This is a genomic window from Streptomyces sp. NPDC050161, from assembly GCF_044460025.1.
Classification (GTDB): Bacteria; Actinomycetota; Actinomycetes; order Streptomycetales; family Streptomycetaceae; genus Streptomyces.
Genome location: NZ_JBITJM010000001.1, coordinates 402,554 through 423,853, shown reverse-complemented (window position 1 = coordinate 423,853; position 21,300 = coordinate 402,554). Strand labels below are relative to the sequence as shown.

23 protein-coding genes are annotated in these 21,300 nt (G+C 70.5%); 5 read left to right on the top strand and 18 right to left on the bottom strand.

Features of this window, described 5'->3' with window-relative positions:
* Positions 1–333 (bottom strand): ATP/GTP-binding protein, encoded by a 333-nt coding sequence (locus tag ACIBK8_RS01895; RefSeq protein WP_393682428.1) that lies wholly within the window; start codon positions 331–333, stop codon positions 1–3.
* Positions 334–523: 190 nt separating this feature from the next.
* On the opposite strand from ACIBK8_RS01895, the gene ACIBK8_RS01890 reads away from it, so the two are divergent.
* Positions 524–1,573: an LLM class flavin-dependent oxidoreductase gene (locus ACIBK8_RS01890; RefSeq protein WP_399039526.1), complete on the top strand. Its 1,050-nt coding sequence runs from the start codon at positions 524–526 to the stop codon at positions 1,571–1,573.
* A 167-nt stretch (positions 1,574–1,740) separates the two neighbouring features.
* Here the strand turns inward: ACIBK8_RS01890 and ACIBK8_RS01885 are convergent, their stop codons facing one another.
* A complete protein-coding gene (locus ACIBK8_RS01885; protein ID WP_030080104.1) occupies positions 1,741–2,133 on the bottom strand; it encodes an SCO5389 family protein in 393 nt (130 codons plus the stop codon).
* Between the two features lie 247 nt (positions 2,134–2,380).
* Between ACIBK8_RS01885 and nucS the strand changes: the two genes are divergently transcribed.
* Positions 2,381–3,043, top strand: coding sequence for an endonuclease NucS (gene nucS / locus ACIBK8_RS01880; protein ID WP_399039525.1), 663 nt, complete (start codon positions 2,381–2,383; stop codon positions 3,041–3,043).
* A 97-nt stretch (positions 3,044–3,140) separates the two neighbouring features.
* Here the strand turns inward: nucS and ACIBK8_RS01875 are convergent, their stop codons facing one another.
* The 4 genes from ACIBK8_RS01875 to ACIBK8_RS01860 all read right to left on the bottom strand — a co-directional run bounded on the left by ACIBK8_RS01875 (position 3,141) and on the right by ACIBK8_RS01860 (position 7,744).
* On the bottom strand, positions 3,141–5,696 hold the full coding sequence (locus tag ACIBK8_RS01875) for an ATP-binding protein (RefSeq protein ID WP_399039524.1): 2,556 nt from the start codon (positions 5,694–5,696) through the stop codon (positions 3,141–3,143).
* Between the two features lie 335 nt (positions 5,697–6,031).
* Positions 6,032–6,355: an STAS domain-containing protein gene (locus tag ACIBK8_RS01870; RefSeq protein WP_393682435.1), complete on the bottom strand. Its 324-nt coding sequence runs from the start codon at positions 6,353–6,355 to the stop codon at positions 6,032–6,034.
* Positions 6,356–6,502: 147 nt separating this feature from the next.
* Entirely contained in the window at positions 6,503–7,351 is an 849-nt protein-coding gene (locus tag ACIBK8_RS01865) for a 3-hydroxyacyl-CoA dehydrogenase family protein (protein WP_399039523.1), read from the bottom strand.
* A gap of 147 nt (positions 7,352–7,498) precedes the next feature.
* The gene (locus ACIBK8_RS01860; RefSeq protein WP_399039522.1) at positions 7,499–7,744 is read right to left on the bottom strand and encodes a hypothetical protein; all 246 of its coding nucleotides are present in this window, start codon (positions 7,742–7,744) and stop codon (positions 7,499–7,501) included.
* Here ACIBK8_RS01860 and ACIBK8_RS01855 point away from each other — a divergent pair.
* Positions 7,725–8,297, top strand: a complete 573-nt coding sequence (locus ACIBK8_RS01855) for a cob(I)yrinic acid a,c-diamide adenosyltransferase (RefSeq protein WP_399039521.1) — start codon at positions 7,725–7,727, stop codon at positions 8,295–8,297. The genes ACIBK8_RS01860 and ACIBK8_RS01855 overlap by 20 nt on opposite strands.
* Before the next feature lie 67 nt (positions 8,298–8,364).
* On the opposite strand, the gene ACIBK8_RS01850 is transcribed toward ACIBK8_RS01855, so the two are convergent.
* Positions 8,365–8,961, bottom strand: a complete 597-nt coding sequence (locus ACIBK8_RS01850; RefSeq protein ID WP_399039520.1) for a hypothetical protein — start codon at positions 8,959–8,961, stop codon at positions 8,365–8,367.
* 163 nt (positions 8,962–9,124) lie between these two features.
* Here ACIBK8_RS01850 and ACIBK8_RS01845 point away from each other — a divergent pair, with 163 nt between their 5' ends.
* Complete coding sequence (locus ACIBK8_RS01845) at positions 9,125–10,360, top strand: sensor histidine kinase (RefSeq protein ID WP_399039519.1); 1,236 nt, start codon at positions 9,125–9,127, stop codon at positions 10,358–10,360.
* Positions 10,357–11,049: a response regulator gene (locus tag ACIBK8_RS01840; protein ID WP_399039518.1), complete on the top strand. Its 693-nt coding sequence runs from the start codon at positions 10,357–10,359 to the stop codon at positions 11,047–11,049. Before ACIBK8_RS01845 ends, ACIBK8_RS01840 begins: the two co-directional genes overlap by 4 nt.
* Positions 11,050–11,096: 47 nt before the next feature.
* On the opposite strand, the gene ACIBK8_RS01835 is transcribed toward ACIBK8_RS01840, so the two are convergent.
* The 11 genes from ACIBK8_RS01835 to ACIBK8_RS01785 form a co-directional block, all read right to left on the bottom strand.
* Positions 11,097–11,546, bottom strand: coding sequence for a DUF2550 domain-containing protein (locus tag ACIBK8_RS01835; RefSeq protein ID WP_393682449.1), 450 nt, complete (start codon positions 11,544–11,546; stop codon positions 11,097–11,099).
* A gap of 118 nt (positions 11,547–11,664) precedes the next feature.
* Entirely contained in the window at positions 11,665–12,048 is a 384-nt protein-coding gene (locus ACIBK8_RS01830; protein ID WP_393682451.1) for a F0F1 ATP synthase subunit epsilon, read from the bottom strand.
* A 107-nt stretch (positions 12,049–12,155) separates the two neighbouring features.
* Complete coding sequence (gene atpD / locus ACIBK8_RS01825) at positions 12,156–13,610, bottom strand: F0F1 ATP synthase subunit beta (protein WP_399039517.1); 1,455 nt, start codon at positions 13,608–13,610, stop codon at positions 12,156–12,158.
* A gap of 5 nt (positions 13,611–13,615) precedes the next feature.
* The gene (locus ACIBK8_RS01820) at positions 13,616–14,536 is read right to left on the bottom strand and encodes a F0F1 ATP synthase subunit gamma (protein ID WP_399039516.1); all 921 of its coding nucleotides are present in this window, start codon (positions 14,534–14,536) and stop codon (positions 13,616–13,618) included.
* A 20-nt stretch (positions 14,537–14,556) separates the two neighbouring features.
* Complete coding sequence (atpA, locus tag ACIBK8_RS01815) at positions 14,557–16,149, bottom strand: F0F1 ATP synthase subunit alpha (protein WP_399039515.1); 1,593 nt, start codon at positions 16,147–16,149, stop codon at positions 14,557–14,559.
* A gap of 213 nt (positions 16,150–16,362) precedes the next feature.
* Entirely contained in the window at positions 16,363–17,178 is an 816-nt protein-coding gene (locus tag ACIBK8_RS01810) for a F0F1 ATP synthase subunit delta (RefSeq protein WP_399039513.1), read from the bottom strand.
* A complete protein-coding gene (locus ACIBK8_RS01805; protein WP_227049433.1) occupies positions 17,175–17,738 on the bottom strand; it encodes a F0F1 ATP synthase subunit B in 564 nt (187 codons plus the stop codon). The genes ACIBK8_RS01810 and ACIBK8_RS01805 overlap by 4 nt, the downstream gene beginning before the upstream one ends.
* 41 nt (positions 17,739–17,779) lie before the next feature.
* Complete coding sequence (atpE, locus tag ACIBK8_RS01800; RefSeq protein WP_393682459.1) at positions 17,780–18,046, bottom strand: ATP synthase F0 subunit C; 267 nt, start codon at positions 18,044–18,046, stop codon at positions 17,780–17,782.
* Between the two features lie 77 nt (positions 18,047–18,123).
* Entirely contained in the window at positions 18,124–18,921 is a 798-nt protein-coding gene (atpB, locus tag ACIBK8_RS01795) for a F0F1 ATP synthase subunit A (protein ID WP_393683018.1), read from the bottom strand.
* A gap of 279 nt (positions 18,922–19,200) precedes the next feature.
* Positions 19,201–19,638 carry a hypothetical protein gene (locus tag ACIBK8_RS01790; RefSeq protein WP_399039512.1) on the bottom strand — a complete coding sequence of 146 codons (438 nt, stop codon included), beginning with the start codon at positions 19,636–19,638 and terminating at the stop codon, positions 19,201–19,203.
* A gap of 289 nt (positions 19,639–19,927) precedes the next feature.
* Complete coding sequence (locus ACIBK8_RS01785; protein ID WP_399039511.1) at positions 19,928–21,292, bottom strand: MraY family glycosyltransferase; 1,365 nt, start codon at positions 21,290–21,292, stop codon at positions 19,928–19,930.
* Between the last annotated feature and the right edge of the window lie 8 nt (positions 21,293–21,300).

Genomic DNA, 21,300 nt, shown 5'->3' with positions numbered 1-21,300 from the left:
TCAGTACCTGGGCGCGTTACGGGACCGCTGGAGCCGCGCGCTCCGGCGGTCCCGTGCGTTCCAGCACGCCTTGTGCCAGTGCCTACGGTCGTCGACGTCGCCGCCCTGCGGCCAGGCCACGATGTGCCCGACGCCGGGCGGGATCTCCTGGTCACAGCCGGGGCAGCGGTAGTGCTTGGCGGCCCCGGAGCCGCCGACCTGCCGCACGACCCAGTCCTCGCCGCGCCACTCCTCGGTCTTCTCCCAGCCGAAGCCGGACGTTCCGTAGCCGCCCGTGCCGGAGTGTTCGGCGGGCTTCGCACCGCCGCGCTGGCGGTTTCGACGCGGAGACACAAGGCACCTCGGGAGATCTGCGGGGTCACGGGCTGTCACCAGCGTAGCGGCGCCACCGCCCCCGGTGGCGGCCCGGCCCTTTCCTGCGATGATCGGGAAACTCCGCTGTACGGACCGTGCCTTTGGCACGTGTCAGGCGTTAGTGCCGGTAAGGGGGGAAGCCGCGTCGGCTGCGAGGAGGCAGAGAGCGATGCGCGTTGGGGCTTTCATCCTGGCCGCTCAATTCCCCGGCCAGGGACAGGGGGAAGCACTGTATCGGGCGGTCCGTTCCGCGGAGATCGCGGAGACGGCCGGGCTCGATGACGTCTGGCTTGCGGAGCATCACTTCGTTCCGTACGGCGTCTGTCCTTCGGCGGTGACGCTCGCCGCCCTGCTGCTGGGGCGCACCCGCCGGATCGGGATCGGGACGGCGGTCAGCGTGCTGCCGACCCAGCATCCGGTGGCGCTCGGCGAGCAGGCGGCGCTGCTGCATCTCACGTCCGGCGGGCGGTTCACGCTCGGCGTCGGCCGCGGTGGCCCGTGGGTGGACCTGGAGGTCTTCGGCTCCGGTCTCGCCGCGTACGAGCACGGCTTCCCCGAGGCGCTGGATCTGCTGCTGCGCTGGCTGCGGGAGCCGCGGGTCGGCGCGCGGGGCGAGCGGTACGCCTTCCGCGAGGTGGCGGTCGTCCCGAGCCCGGCGGAATCCCTGGTGCCGCTCGACGATCCCGCGTCGGGGCCTCCGGGACCTGGCGTGGTGGTGGCGTGTACGTCCCCCGCGTCGGTCCGGCTGGCGGCCGAGCGCGGGCTGCCGATGCTGCTGGGCATGCACTGCGGGGACGAGGAGAAGGCGGACATGATCGCGCTGTGGCGGTCCGCGGCCGTCGAAGCCGGGCGGGACGGCGACGAAGTGGCCGCCGCCGGGCACGTATCGGCGGGTGTGGTGCAGATCGCCGACGACCGCACGGCCGCGGTGGAGTCGCTGACGAAGGCGATGCCCGGCTGGCTGCGGCAGGGGCTCGGCGCGCATGTGACGGTCGACGGGCGCTACCGGACGATGCGCGATCCCCTCGCGTACACGGAGCAGCTCTGCGGGCTGCATCCCGTCGGGCCGCCGCGGCTGTGCGCCGACCGGCTCGCGGCGACGGCTGAGCGTACGGGCATCACGAAGTACGCGCTGCTCGTCGAGGGATCGGGCGATCTGGCCGCGACCGAGGAGAACGTCCGCCGGCTGGGCACGGAGGTACTGCCGCAGCTCGGGTGACCCGGCCGGCCCGGCAGGGCGGCGTGCGGCGGTGCTTCCGTGGTGCGGTCATGCGCTGTTCGTCGAAGGGCCTGCCGGGTGACCGGGGGTGCTGCCGCCGGCGCACCGGCACCGGACGGTGCCGTGATGAGCGCAGGACATGACGCGCGCAGCGGCAGCAACTCCGGTCAGCAGTCGCGGAGTTCGGGCGACTGGTTCAGCAACTGACCGCGGATGGAGGTGAAACGGGCCAGGCGGTCGTCCACCACCGGGTCGAGCGGGAAAACCGCGACGCGATGGCAGTTCTGAAAGGCGAGACGCACACCGAAGTGGCGCTCCAACGATCCGCGTATCGCGTCACTCGCCAGTGCGCGCAGCAGCTGGCCGCGCGCCTGCTCGTCCGGCGGCGGCGTCTGATTGTCGGCGAACTCTCCGCCGTCCACCTTCAGCTGGGCCACCAGAGAGCTGATCATCCCCCATGCATAGGGCAGGGAGGTCCGGACGCAGTCGACAAACGCGGCTTCGTCGACCTCGCCTCGCTCGGCCTGTTCGAGGAGGGCCGGTGAGACGTCGAGCGACATGAGGTTCTCCTCTCGCGACCCCGCCGGGACGGGGCCTCAGGAATGGGACAGGGGTCATCGCGACGGAGCGTGTTCGCTTCACGACCCCCTGCATCAACGGTATGCCGCACAAGGGCCCCGCACCAGGAGATTGCACATACAACCGGCCAAGGGCAGGCGCCGGGGGTGCGGGGGTTTCCCCCGTAAACGCACGGCGGTCCCGGGCCGAATCGCGTCGGCGGCCCTCGGTCGAGTAGCGTGACGCCCCATGCGTCTCGTCATCGCCCGCTGCTCCGTGGACTACGCGGGCCGGCTCACCGCCCACCTGCCCTCCGCCCCCCGCCTCATCCTGGTGAAGGCCGACGGCTCCGTTTCCGTCCACGCGGACGACCGCGCCTACAAACCCCTCAACTGGATGTCCCCGCCGTGCTCCCTCAAGGAGGGCGACGGCGACGTGTGGACGGTGGAGAACAAGGGCGGCGAGAAACTCATCATCACCCTGGAGGAGGTCATCCACGACTCCTCGCACGAGCTGGGGGTCGACCCCGGCCTCATCAAGGACGGTGTGGAGGCGCACCTCCAGGAGCTGCTCGCCGACCGGATCGAGACCCTGGGTACGGGCTATTCGCTGATTCGGCGTGAATACCCCACCGCCATCGGCCCGGTGGACATCCTGTGCCGGGATGCGGATGGCCAGACCGTCGCTGTCGAGATCAAGCGGCGGGGCGAGATCGACGGCGTCGAGCAGCTCACCCGCTACCTCGAACTCCTCAACCGCGACCCGCACTTGGCGCCGGTGAAGGGCGTCTTCGCGGCGCAGGAGATCAAGCCGCAGGCCCGGGTCCTGGCCACCGACCGCGGGATCGGCTGCGTGGTGCTCGACTACGACGGCCTGCGCGGCATCGAGGACGACAAGCTGCGCCTGTTCTGAGCGCGGCGCACGCGCACGACGCGACGGCCCGGTACGTGACCTGCCGCCCCGAGGGGCGGCGTCCGTACCGGGCCGTCGTGCGCTGTGCCGGGGGCGGTCAGCCGACCGGGACGTCCTCGTCGTACGTGGCGGGGGCGCCGTCCTCGGGAGCCGCGTCCGAAGGAGCGGTGTCGGACGGGGCGGTCTGCGCCGGGGTGGTGTAGCCGGTCGAGCTGGTGCTCATCGGGCCCGACGCGCTCTGCGACGGGCTCTGGGTGGTCGGCTTGCCGGTGGGCTCCCCGGTCGGCGTCGGAGTCGTCGGCTCGTCCGTCGGGTCGCCCGTGGGGGTGGGGTCGGTCGGCTTGCCGGTCGGCTTGTGCGTGGGGTCGGTGGGCCCGTCCGTGGGTTCGGTGGGCCTGCCGGTCGGGCCGGTCGTCGGGTCCGTCGGCGCCGTACTCGGGTCCGTGGGCGAGGCGCTGGTGGCGGGGGCGCTGGCGGACGGGGACGGGCTGGCTTCGGTGCTGGGCGCGCCGGACGGGGAGGCCGCCTCGACGGGAGGCAGACCGGGCCCGGTGCCCGTGACGTCGGCCGGTGGCTCCTGGCCCTGGTCGTCGGGCGCGGTGCTCTGCTCGGTGCTGACCTGGCCGCCGTGGCGGCCCTCGCCGCCCGAGGTGAAGCCGAGGGTGACGACGGTGCCGAGTACCGCGGCCAGCAGGACACCCGCGCCGATGGCGACGAGGTTGCGCCGGGCCCGTCCGAGAACCGGCCGCTCACCGGCGGCACCCTTGTGCCGGGCGGACCCGGCGGGTGCGGCCGGCGCACCGGAACCGGCGGCCGGGCCGCGGACGACGATGGTCGGCGCGGTGGTGCCGGCCGCCGGTGTCGCAGGGCCCTGGCCGTCATCGGCGGACAGCGGCGCGGCGGGCACGACGACCCGCTCGCCCGGCACCGGCGGCGTGGGGGTGACCGGGGGGAAGGCGCGGGTGCGGTCGGCGACGAGCGCCAGCGCCCGGCGTCCGGCGACCGCGCCACTGCGGTCGGAGAGCACCCCGCGCAGCCCGATGGCGGCCTCCAGCTCGGCGCGCGCCCGGTCGAGACTGTCGGTGCACAGGGCCAGCACGCCCAGCTCGTGGTGGAAGTACGCCTCTTCGGCGACCTCACCGGCCAGCCGTGCGGCCTCCTGCCCGTGCCGCAGGCTGCGCTCCCAGGCGCTCCAGTGCAGCGCGGCGGCGAACGCGGGTGCGGCGGTACGGGCGAGCAGCACGGCGGCGCTGGGGTGGCCGCTCTCGCGGCTGCCGGTCAGCACACCCATCGCGGCGAGTACGGCGTCGGACTCGGCGGCGGCCCGCTCGGGGGTGACCGAGGGGTGGCCCGCCCACCAGGCGTAGTGCTGGGCCGCGGTGTGCGCGCGGGCAGCCGCGTCCTCGCCGTATCCGGCGGCCTCCAGCTGCTCCTGGACGGTCGCGGCGAGGCGGTAGTGGGTGCCGGCCGGGGTGATCAGGCCGCAGCCCAGCAGATCGCCGAGTGCGGCGTCGGCGTGGGTGTCCTGGGTGAGGGCCGGCAGGTGGGCCTGGTGCGGCAGTTCCCCGCCGAGCGCGACGGCGAAGCGGAGGGTCTCCTGGGCCGCCCGTCCGAGGTGGCCTGCCAGCAGCGGCGCGGGCGCGGCGGCCTCGGCGAGGGTCGGCAGCGGGATCTCGGCTGGCTCCGCCGCGTCGTCGCCGGCTGCCGGTTCGGCGAACAGGCCGTAGCCGTCGTCGAGGGCGCCGGGCGCGCTGCGCTGCCGGTCGCGTCTGCGCAGCAGTGCCGCCGCCTGGACGAAGCGCAGCGGCAGCCCTTCGGACTCGAACCAGAGGTCACCGGCCCAGGCGCTCTCCTCGTCGGTGAGCGGGCGCTGCACGGCGCGCTCCAGCAGCCGCAGGCAGGCGGCACGGCCGATGCCGCCGAGGAAGACCTCTTCGACGTGCGAGTCGGTGCTGGGGGCGGCGACGTCCGGCGTCGCGGAGAAGAGGAAGGCGCACTCGGGGGTGGCGTCGAGGAGTTCGTCGAGTGCCCGGCCGCCGAATTCGAGGTCGTCGACGACGACGATCGCGCCGATGCCGCCCAGCAGCCGCAGCAGCTCGGCGCGGTCGGGGCGGTGCCTGGGCGCGCGGTGGACGGCGGCGAACAGCGCGTACAGGAGGTCGTTGGGGGTGCGGTGGTAGCCGGAGAGGCGGACGACGCCGTCGGGCGCGATGTCGGCGCAGGCGTGCGCGACGGCGGCGAGCAGCCGGGTGCGGCCCGCGCCCGAGGGGCCGGTGAGCCGTACGGAGCGCCCGCGGGAGAGCAGGCGCACCAGGCGTTCGGTCTCCTCGCCGCGTTCTTCGAGTGCGGCGGTGTGGCCCGCGTAGACGGGCGCTCCCGGCGGGACCGGGGGCGTGGCGGCCCGGACGACGTCGGCGCGCTCCTCGGGACCGAGCTTCCCGGGGGCGGCCGGCAGCTCGCCGGGCGGACAGGGTTCTATCTCGCTGCCGTCAAGGGGGTTGACGGTGACGAGGTAGCTGCCGGAGATGAGCCGCACGACGCGGACCGGTTCGTCGGGGCCGGTCTGCTTGCCGCCGAAGGCCGGCACGGGCGGCTCAGCGGTGTGTGCCCGCTCGCCGTTCTCCTCAGGTCCCCGCTGGGTGTTCGGGTCCATGCTCACAACCCCCAGATGCCCTTCTTGTCGCTCCGGCTGCGCCGCGTGGGTCCGTCCGGGAGGGCGGGCGCGGGTACCGTCCGTCGCCCGGCCGGGGCGTGCCCCGCGTGGCTGCGGTCAGTGCCGCCGCGGCTGCCGGCGGACGGCGCGATGAACCCTAGCCGCGGGGGTGGTGCCGTCGCACCGCCGGGGCCCTGACTTGTCCGGAAAGGACCACTCCGGCGCGGATGGCGCGATTGGTGACGTACGGGGTGTTGCGCACCGCATCGCTCCCCGGCACCGCGCCCCGGCCGTCCGCACCTGACACCCCCGCCCCGCCGGGTGGATGCCGTGCCTCACACGCGAGGAAGCGATTCCGCTGCGAGCCCGCCCTCGATGGCGAGGATGCGGTGCAGGCGAGTGGCGACCAGCAGCCGCTGCATCTGGGGCGGGACGCCGCGCAGCACCAGCCGCCGGCCCACCCGGCCCGCGCGGCGGTGCGCCCCCATGATCACGCCGAGCCCGGTGGCGTCCCAGGAATCCAGCTCGGTCAGATCCAGCACGAGATCGCCGCGACCGGAGTCGACGGCGGTGTGCAGGGCCGTACGGGCGTCCGCCGCGCTGCGGACATCGAGGCGGCCCCCGACGACCAGCTCGGCGTGGTCGCCCCTGATATGCATATGTACTCCCCGGAATGGTGGTTCTCGTACGGTGAGGTCTACCGAACTGACGGCCTCTCACGCGGCGAAGTTTCCGCCTGTGAGCGAACCGATACCGAATTCACCCCACGGAGTGACGAATCGGGCCCGCCCGCCCCTGACGCGGTATCAGTGCGCGTAGAAGCCCTGCCCGCTCTTGCGGCCGATGTCGCCCGCGTCGACCATCCGCCGCATGATCTCCGGCGGCGCGAACTTCTCGTCCTGGGACTCGGTGTAGATGTTGCCGGTGGCGTGCAGCAGGATGTCGACGCCGGTGAGGTCGGCGGTGGCCAGCGGCCCCATGGCGTGACCGAAGCCCAACTTGCAGGCCACGTCGATGTCCTCGGCGCTCGCCACACCCGATTCGTAGAGCTTGGCGGCCTCGACGACCAGCGCCGAGATCAGCCGGGTGGTGACGAAGCCGGCCACGTCGCGGTTGACGACGATGCAGGTCTTGCCGACGGATTCGGCGAACTCCCGCGCGGTGGCGAGGGTTTCGTCGCTCGTCTTGTAGCCGCGCACCAGCTCGCACAGCTGCATCATCGGCACCGGCGAGAAGAAGTGCGTGCCGACCACACGCTCCGGGCGGGACGTGGCCGCGGCGATCTTGGTGATCGGGATGGCGGAGGTGTTGGAGGCCAGCACCGCATCGTCCTTGGCGATCTTGTCGAGGGCCTGGAAGATCTCCCGCTTGACCTCGATCTTCTCGAAGACCGCCTCGACGACGACATCCGCGTCGGCCACCGCGTCCAGGTCGGTCGTGGTGGTGATCCTGGCCAGCGCCTGCTCGGCGGCGGCGGCTTCCAGCTTGCCCTTGGAGACGAACTTCTCGTACGAGGCCGCGATGCCGTCCTTGCCGCGGGCCAGCGCCTCGTCCGTCACGTCCCGGAGGACGACATCCCATCCCGCCTGGGCGGAGACCTGCGCGATGCCGGACCCCATGAGTCCGGCCCCGATGACGGCGAGCTTCCTTGCCACTGCTGTCCCCTAACACGCTGTGCATTTGAGAGCCTGTGAAGGTGACGTTAGCGTCCGTGAGCGATCGTTTGGTAGGTAAGAGAGGCGCGTCACGTCTCACATGACGGACATCACATTGACCGGAGCCGTTCACCGCCCGGAAGACCGTCAGCCGCCCGCCCGTACGGCGTAGTTGAGGACCCGCTCACCGAGCAGTTCCTCCATGTCGTCGAGGATCTCCGCCACCTCGTGGACACGGTGCGCGCCGCCTTCGTCGGTGCGTACGCCTCGCCGGGCCTGCTGCGCGGCGTGCTGGTCGCGGTCGGCTTCGCTGTGTTGTCGGTGGTTCTGTGCGCCCGGGTCTTCCGCGGATCCGCCGCGTAGGCTCGCCCGTATGGTGAATCTGACGCGCATCTACACCCGCACCGGTGACAAGGGCACCACCGCCCTGGGCGACATGAGCCGCACCGCCAAGACCGACAGCCGGATCTCGGCCTACGCGGACGCCAACGAGGCCAATGCCGCGATCGGCGTGGCGCTGGCGCTCGGTTCGCTGCCCGACGAGGTGGCGACGGTGCTGCTGCGGGTGCAGAACGACCTGTTCGACGTCGGCGCCGACCTGTCCACGCCGGTCGTCGAGAGCCCCAAGTACCCGCCGCTGCGCGTCGAGCAGGGCTACATCGACAAGCTGGAGGCGGACTGCGACCGCTTCCTGGAGCAGCTGGAGAAGCTGCGCAGCTTCATCCTCCCCGGCGGCACCGCGGGCGCGGCCCTGCTCCACCAGGCGTGCACGGTCGTCCGCCGCGCCGAGCGGTCGACGTGGGCGGCCTTCGACGAACACGGCGACACCATGAACCCGCTCACCGCCACCTACCTCAACCGCCTCTCCGACCTCCTGTTCATCCTGGCCCGCATGGCCAACAAGGAGGTCGGGGACGTGCTGTGGGTGCCGGGCGGCGAACGGTAGCCACCGCCCGCCGCCCGGCCCGGGGCGCCGCCTAGGGCGACGCCGCGGAGATCCGTCAGAAGCGCCCTTAACGCAGCGACTTCTGCGGCCGGGCGGCCTCGTCCCCGGCGGCCGCTCCCCCGTCCTTGCCCGCCGGGTCCTTCTTCTGCCAGATCAGGTACGTCAGCGCGATCACGCCGTGGATGGCGGCGAGGCGCGCCACGTTGGCCTGCCAGTCGTGCAGGGACGCGGTGTCGCCGCCGTCGCCGACGTACCACGCGGCGAGCTGGAGCAGACCGGCGGCGACCGCGGCCATCAGGACCGTACGCAGCCACAGTTTGCCCTCGTGGACGGCGCGCGCCAGGCCGTAGCGCGGCGGTTTGGGGGGCGGCGGGGCGCCGCCGAAGCGGTGCGCGACGTGCCCGTCGACCCAGGCGATCGTGTAGTGGCCGTAGGCGACGGTGTAGCCGATGTAGACGGCGGCCAGGCCGTGTTTCCAGTCCGCGCTCGCACCGTTCTTCAGGTCGATCGCGGTGACGATCAGCAGGGTCAGCTCCAGCAGCGGCTCCATGAGGAGCACGGCGGCGCCGGTGCGGGGCATCCGCGCCAGGTAGCGCAGCGCCAGACCGCCGGCCAGCAGAACCCAGAAGCCGACCTCGCAGGCGATGATCAGCGTGACGACCATGACGGCCTCCTCTTCACTCGGACACTCCCAGCCTGTCGTGTCCGCAGGCCCCGTTCGTCGTCGCCGATGACGATCCCGGCTGCATCTTTCGATGTAGTGGACGCGCCGAGGGAAGCGCCGTCGTGTGGAGGCGGGGTGCCGCGGCGCCGTGTTGGATGGAGGGGTGAGAGCCCGCCTGCCCGCCGTACCCGCGAGGCCGCACCGCGATGATGTCCTCATCGCGGCAGCCGGGCTGCTCGGCGGCCTGCTGCTGTGGGTGCTGGGGCTGCACGGCAGACCGCCGGTGCCCGGCCTGCCGGCGTGGCTGACGCTGGTCGCGCTGGCCGCCATCAGCGGCGCCGAACTGCTGCGCCGTACCGCCCCGCTGGCCGGCCTCGCCGTCGCCGTCGCCGCGCTCGCCCTGGACACCTGCACCGGGACGCTCATCGCCACCGTCGTGATGTTCACGGACCTGGTCTACGCCGCGGTGCTCTACGGAGGCCCCCGGACGGCCCGGCGGATCCCGCAGTGCGCCGTGCTGGTGACGGTCGTGACCACGGTGGTGCTGCTCGCCGTGCGGCGCGACCCGGAGATGCTGATGTTCGGCATCGTCATCGGCGTCATCACCGCCACCCCCGCCTGGACCGGCCTGATCATCCGCAACCACCGCGACGCGGCCCAGGCCGCCAGGCTGCGCGCCGAGCAGACCGCGCTGCTCGCCGAGATGGACCGGACCCAGGCGGTGGCGGGCGAACGCGCGCGGATGGCCCGCGAGCTGCACGACATGGTCGCCAACCACCTGTCGGCCATCGCCATCCACGCCACCGCGGCGCAGACCATCGACGACCCGGGCGCGACCCGTCAGGCGCTCGGCGTCATCCGCGAGAACAGCGTCCAGGGTCTGGCCGAAATGCGCCGTCTCATCGGATTGCTGCGGGACACCGGCACCGCGGACGGCGCGGACGAACCGGCCGCCGTCCCCACCCTCGACGGGCTGGAAGCGCTGCTCGGCCAGGCCAGGACGAACGGCGCGGGCAGCGGCCTCACCTTCACCCTGGACGACGCCCGGCACACCGACGGCACCGGCCCGCGGACCGCGCTGCCCGCACCGGTGGAGCTGGCCGCCTACCGCATCGTCCAGGAGTCCCTGACCAACGCGCTCAAGCACGCCGCGCCCGGCGAGGTCGCCGTCCGCATCGAACAGCCCCAGGACGGCCCGCTCGGCATCGCCGTGATCAGCCCGTTCGGCGACCGCTCCGGCCCCCGGGCACCCGGCTCCGGCGCCGGTCTGGTCGGCATGCGGGAGCGCACCACACTGCTGGGCGGCACCTTCGAAGCCGGCCCGGCGCCAGGGCCTGACGGCACCGTATGGCAGGTACGGGCCCTGCTCCCGGCCACCGAGGAGGAAACACCGTCATGACAGGCGCGCCCACGCAGCCGATCCGGGTACTCGTCGCCGAGGACCAGTCCGCCGTCCGCGCCGGTCTGGTGCTCATCCTGCGCTCGGCCCCCGACATCGAGGTCGTCGGCGAGGCGGCGGACGGCGAGGAAGCCGTACGGCTGGCCCGCGAGCTGCGCCCCGCGCTCGTCCTCATGGACCTCCAGATGCCGCGGCTCGACGGGGTATCGGCCACCCGCCAGGTCGTCACCGATGGCCTCGCCGACGTGCTGGTGCTGACCACCTTCGACCTGGACGCGTACCTCTTCGGCGCGCTGCGGGCGGGCGCCGCCGGCTTCCTGCTCAAGGACAGCGACGCGACCGCGCTGCTGACCGCGGTCCGCACGGTGGCGTCGGGCGAGGGCCTGATCTCCCCCGCGGTGACCCGCAGGCTGCTCGCGGAGTTCGCCGCGCACTCGGCCCCGGCACGTCACGAGCGGCCCGGCGAGGCACCGGATCCGGCCGTCCTGGACGTGCTGACGCCGCGCGAGCGCGAGGTCCTGGCCGCGCTGGGCCGCGGTCTGTCGAACGCCGATGTGGCGGTACGTCTTGAGATGGCGGAGGCGACGGTGAAGACGCACGTCAGCAGGCTGCTGGCCAAGCTGGGGCTGCGCAGCAGACTCCAAGCCGCGGTCCTGGCACAGGAGTTGGGAATCGACGCCCGGCCGTGATCCGAGGGCCAGACGCCGCGACGCCGCGGAGATCCGTCAGAAACGCCCTACGCCACGTTCACCCTCTGGCCGGGCGGCGCCGCCTCCAGCCAGGCCAGGAAGCCGGTGAGTGCGTCCTCGCTCATCGCCAGCTCCAGGCGGACGCCGCGGTGGCGGCAGGCGAGCACGATCGAGTCGGAGAGCAGCGCCAGCTCTTCCTCGCCCTGCGGGGTCCTGCGCTCCAGGACCTCGATGGCGGAGCGCTCCAGAATGCGGCGGGGCCTGGGCGCGTAGGAGAAGACCCGGAACCACTCGATCCGGTCACCGTTGTAGCGCGCGACGCCGTAGATCCAGCCCTTGCCGCTGGGCTCGCGCTCGTCGTCGGAGACATTCCAGCGCAGGCTGCAGTCGAACGTGCCGCCGGACCGCTGGATGAGCCGCCGCCGCAGCCCGAAGACGAACAGTCCCAGCAGCACCAGCACCACGACCGCGCCGCTCACAAGCAGAGCGAGGACCATCTCGACCGACCTCCTCGCCTCGTATTCCGGAAACGCACCTGCATTGCCTCAGCCGCGGGCCGCTCCGGAGGTCTCCGGGCAGCCCGCGGCTGAGGATCGATCTCGTCGGTGCCGGGGCTCAGTGAACGCCCGTCACCGAGCGCAGCCGGACATCGGCGCGGCGTTCGGCAGCCGCGTCGGCCTCCGACTTCGCCCGCTCCAGTGCCCGCTCCGCGCGCTGGACATCGATCTCGTCCGACAGTTCCGCGATCTCCGCGAGCAGAGACAGCTTGTTGTCGGCGAAAGAGATGAAACCGCCGTGCACAGCGGCGACGACGGTACCGTCCCCGCTCTCGCCGGTCGTACGAATCGTCACCGGGCCGGACTGCAGCACGCCGAGCAGCGGCTGGTGTCCGGGCATGACGCCGATGTCGCCCGACGAGGTGCGCGCGACAACCAGGCTGGCCTCGCCGGACCAGACCTGTCGGTCCGCTGCGACCAACTCGACGTGCAGCTCAGCCACGATGGCTCCTCGGGTCTCCACCTGCCGGGCTCGGCAGATGTTGGGTCAAATACTAGTGGTCGTACGGACCGGGGGCGGCCAGGGCCGCCCCCGGGGCCGGGCCGGGGTCAGGAGACGCCCAGCTCCTTGGCGTTCCTCTCCAGGTCCTCGATGCCGCCGCACATGAAGAAGGCCTGCTCGGGGAAGTGGTCGTACTCGCCGTCCGCGATCGCGTTGAAGGCGTGGATCGACTCGTCGAGCGAGACGTCCGAGCCGTCGACACCGGTGAACTGCTTCGCCACGTGGGTGTTCTGCGACAGGAAGCGCTCGATCCGACGGGCGCGGTAGACGGTGAGCTTGTCTTCCTCGCCCAGCTCGTCGATGCCCAGAATCGCGATGATGTCCTGGAGGTCCTTGAACTTCTGCAGGATCGTCTTGACGCGCGAGGCGCAGTCGTAGTGCTCCTGCGAGATGTAGCGGGGGTCCAGGATGCGGGACGTCGAGTCCAGCGGGTCGACCGCCGGGTAGATGCCCTTCTCCGAGATCGGGCGCGACAGCACGGTCGTCGCGTCCAGGTGGGCGAAGGTGGTCGCCGGCGCCGGGTCGGTCAGGTCGTCCGCGGGGACGTAGATCGCCTGCATCGAGGTGATCGAGTGACCACGGGTCGAGGTGATGCGCTCCTGGAGGAGGCCCATCTCGTCCGCCAGGTTCGGCTGGTAACCCACCGCGGACGGCATGCGGCCGAGCAGCGTGGAGACCTCGGAACCCGCCTGGGTGTAGCGGAAGATGTTGTCGATGAAGAACAACACGTCCTGCTTCTGCACATCGCGGAAGTACTCCGCCATGGTCAGACCGGCGAGCGCGACGCGCAGACGGGTGCCCGGGGGCTCGTCCATCTGACCGAAGACCAGGGCGGTCTTGTCGATGACGCCGGACTCCGTCATTTCCTCGATGAGGTCGTTGCCCTCACGGGTGCGCTCGCCGACACCGGCGAACACCGACACACCGTCGTGGTTGTTGGCCACGCGGTAGATCATTTCCTGGATGAGGACGGTCTTGCCGACACCCGCACCACCGAACAGACCGATCTTGCCGCCCTTGACGTACGGGGTCAGCAGGTCGATGACCTTGACGCCGGTCTCGAACATCTCGGTCTTCGACTCGAGCTGGTCGAAGCTCGGGGCCTTGCGGTGGATCGGCCAGCGCTCGGTGATCTCCGACTCGGCCTCGGGCTTGTTCAGGATCTCACCGAGGGTGTTGAACACCTTGCCCTTGGTGATGTCACCGACCGGGACGGAGATCCCGGCGCCGGTGTCGGTCACCGGGGCCTGGCGGACCAGGCCGTCGGTGGGCTGCATCGAGATCGCACGGATGACGCCGTCACCCAGGTGCTGCGCGACCTCAAGGGTCAGCTTCTTGGTCTTGCCCTGCTCCGCCGGGTCGTCGACGTCGACGTGCAGCGCGTTGTAGATCTCCGGCATCGCGTCGACGGGGAACTCCACGTCGACAACCGGGCCGATGACCCGCGCGACGCGGCCTGCGGCCACGCCCGACGCGGCGGTCGGCTCAACAGTGGTGGTCATAGTTGTCAGTCACTCCCCGCGGTCGCGTCGGCCAGGGCGCTGGCGCCACCGACGATCTCGCTGATTTCCTGGGTGATTTCGGCCTGGCGGGCCGCGTTGGCAAGCCGCGAGAGCGACTTGATGAGCTCTTCGGCGTTGTCGGTGGCCGACTTCATCGCACGCCGGGTGGCGGCGTGCTTCGAGGCGGCGGCCTGCAGCAGCGCGTTGTAGATCCGCGACTCGACGTACCGCGGCAGCAGGGCGTCGAGGACGTCCTCGGCCGACGGCTCGAACTCGAAGAGCGGCAGGATCTCGCCGTCCTTCCCCTCGGCGGCGGCCTCGGCCGTCTCCTTGAGGCTGAGCGGCAGCAGCCGGTCGTCGAGCGCCGTCTGCGTCATCATCGAGATGAACTCGGTGAAGACGATGTGGAGTTCGTCCACGCCGCCCTCGGCCGTGTCCTTCTGGACGGCGGCGATCAGCGGCGCGGCGACGGCCTTGGCGTCGGCGTACGTCGGGCTGTCGGTGAAGCCGGTCCACGACTCCTGCACCGTCCGCTCGCGGAAGGCGTAGTACGACACACCCTTGCGTCCGACGATGTAGGCGTCGACCTCCTTGCCCTCGGCCCGGAGTCGCTCGGTGAGCTGCTCCGCGGCCTTGATGACGTTGGAGGAGTAGCCGCCGGCCAGACCGCGGTCGCTCGTGATGAGCAGCAGCGCGGCACGGGTCGGCCGCTCCGCCTCGGTCGTGAGCGGGTGCTGCGTGTTCGAGCCGGTGGCAACCGCTGTCACCGCGCGGGTCAGTTCACTCGCGTACGGCGTCGATGCCGCCACCTGGCGCTGCGCCTTGACGACGCGCGAGGCGGCGATCATCTCCATCGCCTTGGTGATCTTCTTGGTCGCGGTGACGGAGCGGATGCGACGCTTGTAGACCCGGAGCGTGGCTCCCATGGATCAGGTCCCTTCCGTCGTCACTTGGCGGTGCTGACCGGAGCGTCCTCACCGAGAAGCTTGCCGTCCGAGGTCTCGAACTGCTGCTTGAAGGCGGCGACGGAATCGGTGAGCGCCTGGATGGTGTCGTCGGACATCTTGCCGCCCTCGACGATGCTGGTCAGCAGCTCCTTCTTCTCCCGGCCCAGGTAGTCGAGAAGCTCCCGCTCGAAGCGGCGGATGTCCTCGACCGGCACGTCGTCCATCTTGCCGGTGGTGCCGGCCCAGATGGAGACGACCTGGTCCTCGACCGGGTACGGGGCGTACTGGCCCTGCTTGAGCAGCTCGGTCATGCGCTTGCCGCGCTCCAGCTGGGCCTTGGAGGCCGCGTCCAGGTCGGAACCGAAGGCGGCGAACGCCTCCAGCTCGCGGTACTGGGCGAGGTCCACGCGCAGACGTCCGGAGACCTGCTTCATGGCCTTGTGCTGGGCCGAGCCACCGACACGGGAGACCGAGATACCGACGTTCAGCGCCGGGCGCTGGCCCGCGTTGAAGAGGTCGGACTCCAGGAAGCACTGGCCGTCGGTGATGGAGATGACGTTGGTCGGGATGAACGCCGACACGTCGTTCGCCTTGGTCTCGACGATCGGCAGGCCGGTCATCGAACCGCCACCCAGCTCGTCGGAGAGCTTCGCGCAGCGCTCCAGCAGACGCGAGTGCAGGTAGAAGACGTCGCCCGGGTACGCCTCACGGCCCGGCGGGCGGCGCAGCAGCAGGGACACGGCGCGGTAGGCGTCGGCCTGCTTCGAGAGGTCGTCGAAGATGATCAGGACGTGCTTGCCGGAGTACATCCAGTGCTGGCCGATGGCCGAACCGGTGTAGGGCGCCAGGTACTTGAAGCCCGCCGGGTCGGACGCCGGGGCGGCGACGATGGTGGTGTACTCCAGGGCGCCGGCCTCCTCCAGCGCACCGCGCACGGACGCGATGGTGGAGCCCTTCTGGCCGATGGCGACGTAGATGCAGCGGACCTGCTTCTTCGGGTCGCCCGAGCGCCAGTTGTCGCGCTGGTTGATGATCGTGTCGACGGCCAGGGCGGTCTTGCCGGTCTGGCGGTCGCCGATGACCAGCTGACGCTGGCCGCGGCCGATCGGCACCATCGAGTCGACGGCCTTGTAGCCGGTCTGCATCGGCTCGTGGACGGACTTACGGACCATGACGCCCGGAGCCTGCAGCTCCAGGGCGCGGCGGCCCTCGGACTCGATCTCGCCGAGGCCGTCGATCGGGTTGCCCAGCGGGTCGACGACGCGGCCGAGGTAGCCCTCGCCCACGGCGACCGAGAGCACCTCACCGGTGCGCTGCACCGGCTGGCCCTCCTCGATACCGCTGAACTCGCCGAGGACAACCGCACCGATCTCGCGCTCTTCGAGGTTCAGCGCAAGACCGAGCGTGCCGTCCTCGAACTTCAGCAGCTCGTTCGCCATCGCCGAGGGAAGGCCCTCGACCTTCGCGATGCCGTCTCCGGCCTCGCTTACCGTGCCGACCTCCTCGCGCGAGGCCGCGTCCGGCTTGTACGCCTGGACGAAGTTCTCCAGCGCGTCCCGGATCTCCTCCGGCCGGATCGTGAGCTCCGCCATCTGGGTTCCCTGCTCTCCTTGTTGGGCCCGAAGTTACTTGCGGGGGTCTGGGGGTTGTCCCCAGGGGGTTTCCGCCTACGGCCCAACTCGGGCCGCCGTCGTGCTTGTGCTGTCTTCCGGGGCGGGCCGCGGGCCGCAGCCGGACCTCGTCGGTCCGGCCGTCCGGCCCGGCGTCCTGCCGCCGGTGGTGCAGCTCTTGAGTTGGTGGCTGGGTCAGCCGGCCATCCGCCGTGCCGCCTCGTCGAGGCGGTCCGCGATGCTCCCGTTGATGACCTCTTCGCCGATCCGCACCTGGATGCCGCCGATGATCTCGGGGTCCACATCGAGGTTCAGGTGAACCTGCCGTCCGTAGACCTTGGCGAGCGAGGCACCGAGGCGCGCGCGCTGTCCTTCGCTGAGCGGCACCGCGGAGGTGACCACCGCGACCATCCGGCCCCGGCGGTGCGCCGCCAGCTTGGAGAGGGCGTCGAGCCCTGCTTCCAGGCTACGGCCTCGCGGGTTGCCGACGAGCCGGACCACGATGCGTCCGGTGACCGGGTTGGCCCGGCCGCCGAGCAGCGTGTTCAGCAGCTCCGTCTTGGCCGCCACCGAGGCACTCTGGTCGGTCAGCGCACGGCGCAGCTCGCCGGTCGAGGTGACGATCCGGCCGAACCGGAACAGCTCGTCCTCGACGTCGTCCAGCTGACCGGCCCGCTGCGCCGCCGCGAGGTCGGCGCTGTAGGACAGCTCCTCCATCGCGTCGGCGAGGTCGCGCGAGCCCGACCAGCGGGCGCGGACCATGCCGGCGACCAGCTCGGCGGCCGGGCCGCCGATCTTGCCGCCGAGCAGCCGGTCGGCCAGCTCGGCACGTGCCTCGCCGGACTGCGCCGGGTCGGTCAGGACCCGACGCAGCGAGACCTCGCGGTCGAGCAGAGCGGTGACGGCAGCCAGCTCCTCGGCGAGCTTCGCCGCGTCGACGGAGGACTTGTCCGTCAGCGCGTCGAGCTGCTCACGTGCGGAGGCAAGTGCCTCGCGGCTCGCTCCGTTCATCGGCCGGCCTCAGCCTTCGTCGCGTCCGACGCCGCCTTGGCCTCGATGTCGTCGAGGAAGCGGTCGATGGTCCGGCTCTGCCGGGCGTGGTCCTCAAGGGACTCGCCGACGAGCTTGCCGGCCAGGTCGGTGGCGAGCTTGCCCACGTCCTGACGCAGCGACTGCGCGGCCTGCTTACGGTCCGCCTCGATCTGGGCGTGACCGGCAGCGATGATCTCCTCACGCTGCCGCTGGCCCTCGGCGCGCATCTCGGCGATGAGCGTCGCGCCCTGCTCCTGCGCCTCCTGGCGCAGACGCGCGGCCTCGTGGCGGGCGTCGGCGAGCTGGGCCCGATAGTCCTCGAGCACCTGCTGAGCCTCGGCCTGGGCGGCCTCGGCCTTCTCCATGCCGCCCTCGATCGCCGCCCGGCGCTCGTCCAGAACCTTGTTGATGTTCGGGAGCAGCTTCTTGGCGAGGAAGCCGAAGACGATGAAGAAGGCGATCAGGCCGATGACCAGCTCTGGAATCGGCGGGACCAGGGGGTTCTCAGGAACCTCCGCCGCCAGGTTCAGGGCGTTCACATCAGTGCCTTCCGTCTGAATGGATAGTCGATGTGCTTCGTTTACTTGTAGACGAAGCCCATGACGATGCCGATCAGGGCGAGCGCCTCACAGAACGCGAAACCCATGATCTGGTTGGTGCGGATCAGGCCGGCGGCCTCGGGCTGACGGGCCAGCGCCTGGGTGCCGTTACCGAAGATGATGCCGACGCCGACGCCGGGGCCGATCGCGGCGAGGCCGTAACCGATCGAGGCGACGTTGCCGACCACGGTGCTCTTGGCGGTGTCGCCGGCGGCAGCGAGGTTGATCATTTCGAGAGCAGCGGACATGCCGTTACTTCCTTCTCATTTCACGGACCGGTGGGGGTTGGCCACCGGACAGCTGTTGGGCTGGGAGACGAGGGTGCTCAGTGGTGCTCGGCGAGCGCGCCCTGGACGTAGTTACAGGCCAGGAGCACGAAGACGTACGCCTGGACGGCCTGGATGAAGAGCTCGAAGGCAGTCATCACGATGGTCATCACGAAGGACGCACCGGCGTAGACGAAGCCGATGCCGTTCAGCATGTACCAGCTGGCGATGGTGAACAGCAGGATCAGCAGGTGGCCCGCGAACATGTTCGCGAAGAGCCGGACCGCGTGGGTGAACGGGCGGATGATCAGGTGCTGGAGAAGTTCGAGCACCATGATCAGCGGCAGCACCCAGCCGAGCGACTTGTCGTAGCCCGAGATGTTCTTCAGTCCGCCGACGAAGCCCTGCTTCTTGAACGTGAGGAACAGCCAGGTGACGTAGACGACCAGGGCGAGAGCCACCGGGAAGGCGATCACCGACGTCACGGGGAACGCCATCAGCGGGATGATGGACCAGAGGTTCATGATCCACACGAAGAAGAACAGCGAGACCATGAAGGGGACGTACTTGTCGCCCTCCTTCTTCCCCAGCGCGTCATAGACGAGCCCGCGGCGCACGAAGTCGTACCCCGCCTCGCCGACCATCTGGAGTTTTCCGGGAACGACCTTCGCCTTGCCGAACGCGACCCAGAAGAACCCCACCACCACGATCGTGCTGAGGAATGCCAGCAGCATCGGCTTGTTGAACTCGAAGCCGCCGACTGTGAAGAGGGGTTCGAAAACGAACGAATGAAGACCCGGGGCCTCGAAGCCACACCCCGGGATGAAGAGGTGGCACTCCGTGTCGAAGGCGAGCATCGTTTCAGCACTCACCGCGGGCTCCTTCAGCGTGGCGCATGGGTACGGCAACCTCGTTGTGTCGGCGCGGCGTTGAGCCACGGAGCGGCACTGGACTGGTCTTACGGATGTGGGGGCGGCGTCTCGGCGCTGGGCCGGGTCGGATCACAGGCATCGGCTGCGAGGGCTGCCGGTTCCAGCTCGTGGAACTCGGGCGCTCAGCCGCCTGCGCCAACTGTGCCGCAGTTGGCACCGGACGATAGCAGGCCCGTGGGTGGGCTTTTATTCCGGCCCTACGTGTCACGTCGGCGACCCCGCCGTCTCCGCCTTCTTCGCTTCCGCGGAGTCGGGGTCGACGTACAGAATCTTGGCCTTCATATGACCGCGGGTCTGCGCGGCGATCCACACGAGAGTGGCGCCGAGCAAGGTGAAGGCAAATGCCTTCGTGTCAAAGAGCGTTGTGTCCTTGAACGCCATCAGGAAGACGGCCACCAGCAGGACCTGCACCGTGTACAGCAGCAGCCCCATCATCTGGAAAAGCTGCGGGTGATTTCGTGCGGTGCTCTGCAGGACGACGAGTCCTGCACCCATCACCAGCAACACGAGCGCGGTACCGATGGCCGCGCCGATCGCTCCCGTTCCACCCGCGACCACGGCGCTCACGGCAACGGCGACGGCGCCGATGGCGAGGGTGGGCACAACGGCGTGAAGGAGAAGTCGGGCGTCATTCGACTGCATGGCGGCGCTCCGGCAAGGGGTGGGGGTGTGTCGTCAAGGACGAGCGTAGACCCGGCCTGCAGGCAGAACCTGAGGCCAAAGGACCGTCGCACGAAGCCCCTTCGGCTCTATCGCCGGGTTTCGTGAACGGTATCACAAACTATTTGATGAGGTCTTTACCTCGATAGTGTGCCACCTGTCACACGTGAGCGTGAACCTGCGCGTTGGTGCACCGCACGACAGTCTTTTGCCTGCTATGGGGTCAACTTGTCCTGTATCTGAGGCCGGTTGACCGGTTCGAACCTCTGCTTCAGGAGTGACTGTCCGCTTTCCTTCGCTCCACGAAGCGTGACCGGTCGCCGATCGCGGTGGCCCCGTGCAGCCCGGCGGGAAGAGGCTCGCGCTCCCCCTCGCGCCGCTCCTGTCCCTCGTGCCCCGGCAGCCCGCCGTCCTCGCCGGCCGCCGCCACAGCGCCGTCGGGCAGCGCCGTACGCACCACCCTGCGGTAACGCGGCGGCACCATCCACTCGGCCCAGCGCGGCGCCCGCGGCGTGAACCGCGGCAGCAGGAGCAGCACCAGACCGACCGCGCTCAGCAGCACGATGCCCAGCACGATCCACATGCTCGCGTTGTTGACCGAATAGGCGACCGCGCCGAAGGCGATCAGCGCCGACCAGAAATACATGATCAGGACGGCACGGCTGTGGGAATGGCCGATTTCCAGCAGCCGGTGGTGGAGATGGCCGCGGTCGGCGGCGAACGGCGACTGGCCGTGCCAGGTACGCCGGACGATCGCCAGGATGAGGTCGGCGACCGGCACCGCGATGATGGTCAGCGGCAGCAGCAGCGGGATGTAGACCGGCACCATCGCATGGGTCGCCTCCCGCAGGCCGCCCGCCTTGAGGTTGAGCAGATCCGGGTCGACCTGGCCGGTGACCGAGACCGCGCCGGCCGCCATCACCAGACCGATCAGCATCGAACCCGAGTCGCCCATGAAGATCCGGGCCGGATGCATGTTGTGCGGCAGGAAGCCCAGGCACATGCCCATCAGCACGACGGAGAACAGCGTGGCGGGCGCCGCCGCCTCGATGCCGTAACCGAACCACATGCGGTACGCGTACATGAAGAAGGCCGCGGCGGCGATGCACACCATGCCGGATGCCAGACCGTCGAGCCCGTCGACGAAGTTGACCGCGTTGATGGTGATCACGACGAGCGCGACGGTCAGCAGCGTGCCCTGCATCGGGGTCAGCGAGACGGTGCCGACGCCGGGGATCGGGATCCACAGGATCGTCAGCCCCTGAAGGACCATCACACCTGCGGCGATCATCTGGCCGCCGAGCTTGACCAGCGCGTCCACGCCCCACTTGTCGTCCAGGACGCCGAGCAGCCAGATCAGCGCGGCGCCGGAGAGCAGCGCCCGCGGCTCGTTGGAGTTGTCGAAGACGCTCTGGAGATTGGTCAGGTGCGAGGCGACCAGCAGCCCCGCGCACAGCCCGCCGAACATCGCGATGCCGCCGAGTCTCGGTGTCGGCTCGCGGTGTACGTCCCGGGCACGGATCTCCGGCATCGCCCCGGCCGCGATCGCGAACTTCCGCACCGGGCCGGTCAGCAGGTAGGTCACCGCGGCCGTGACGCACAGCGTCAGCAGGTATTCACGCACGGGCTGCCCCATAGATATAG

What these genes read in the sequence shown, in the direction of transcription:
- ACIBK8_RS01890 (WP_399039526.1), top strand. Translation starts at nt 524, where the DNA reads ATGCGCGTTGGGGCTTTCATCCTGGCCGCTCAATTCCCCGGCCAGGGA.
- ACIBK8_RS01885 (WP_030080104.1), bottom strand. Translation starts at nt 2,133, where the DNA reads ATGTCGCTCGACGTCTCACCGGCCCTCCTCGAACAGGCCGAGCGAGGC.
- nucS (WP_399039525.1), top strand. Translation starts at nt 2,381, where the DNA reads ATGCGTCTCGTCATCGCCCGCTGCTCCGTGGACTACGCGGGCCGGCTC.
- ACIBK8_RS01875 (WP_399039524.1), bottom strand. Translation starts at nt 5,696, where the DNA reads ATGGACCCGAACACCCAGCGGGGACCTGAGGAGAACGGCGAGCGGGCA.
- ACIBK8_RS01870 (WP_393682435.1), bottom strand. Translation starts at nt 6,355, where the DNA reads ATGCATATCAGGGGCGACCACGCCGAGCTGGTCGTCGGGGGCCGCCTC.
- ACIBK8_RS01855 (WP_399039521.1), top strand. Translation starts at nt 7,725, where the DNA reads ATGGTGAATCTGACGCGCATCTACACCCGCACCGGTGACAAGGGCACC.
- ACIBK8_RS01860 (WP_399039522.1), bottom strand. Translation starts at nt 7,744, where the DNA reads ATGCGCGTCAGATTCACCATACGGGCGAGCCTACGCGGCGGATCCGCG.
- ACIBK8_RS01850 (WP_399039520.1), bottom strand. Translation starts at nt 8,961, where the DNA reads ATGGTCGTCACGCTGATCATCGCCTGCGAGGTCGGCTTCTGGGTTCTG.
- ACIBK8_RS01840 (WP_399039518.1), top strand. Translation starts at nt 10,357, where the DNA reads ATGACAGGCGCGCCCACGCAGCCGATCCGGGTACTCGTCGCCGAGGAC.
- ACIBK8_RS01835 (WP_393682449.1), bottom strand. Translation starts at nt 11,546, where the DNA reads ATGGTCCTCGCTCTGCTTGTGAGCGGCGCGGTCGTGGTGCTGGTGCTG.
- atpD (WP_399039517.1), bottom strand. Translation starts at nt 13,610, where the DNA reads ATGACCACCACTGTTGAGCCGACCGCCGCGTCGGGCGTGGCCGCAGGC.
- ACIBK8_RS01820 (WP_399039516.1), bottom strand. Translation starts at nt 14,536, where the DNA reads ATGGGAGCCACGCTCCGGGTCTACAAGCGTCGCATCCGCTCCGTCACC.
- atpA (WP_399039515.1), bottom strand. Translation starts at nt 16,149, where the DNA reads ATGGCGGAGCTCACGATCCGGCCGGAGGAGATCCGGGACGCGCTGGAG.
- ACIBK8_RS01810 (WP_399039513.1), bottom strand. Translation starts at nt 17,178, where the DNA reads ATGAACGGAGCGAGCCGCGAGGCACTTGCCTCCGCACGTGAGCAGCTC.
- atpE (WP_393682459.1), bottom strand. Translation starts at nt 18,046, where the DNA reads ATGTCCGCTGCTCTCGAAATGATCAACCTCGCTGCCGCCGGCGACACC.
- atpB (WP_393683018.1), bottom strand. Translation starts at nt 18,921, where the DNA reads ATGCTCGCCTTCGACACGGAGTGCCACCTCTTCATCCCGGGGTGTGGC.
- ACIBK8_RS01790 (WP_399039512.1), bottom strand. Translation starts at nt 19,638, where the DNA reads ATGCAGTCGAATGACGCCCGACTTCTCCTTCACGCCGTTGTGCCCACC.
- ACIBK8_RS01785 (WP_399039511.1), bottom strand. Translation starts at nt 21,292, where the DNA reads ATGGGGCAGCCCGTGCGTGAATACCTGCTGACGCTGTGCGTCACGGCC.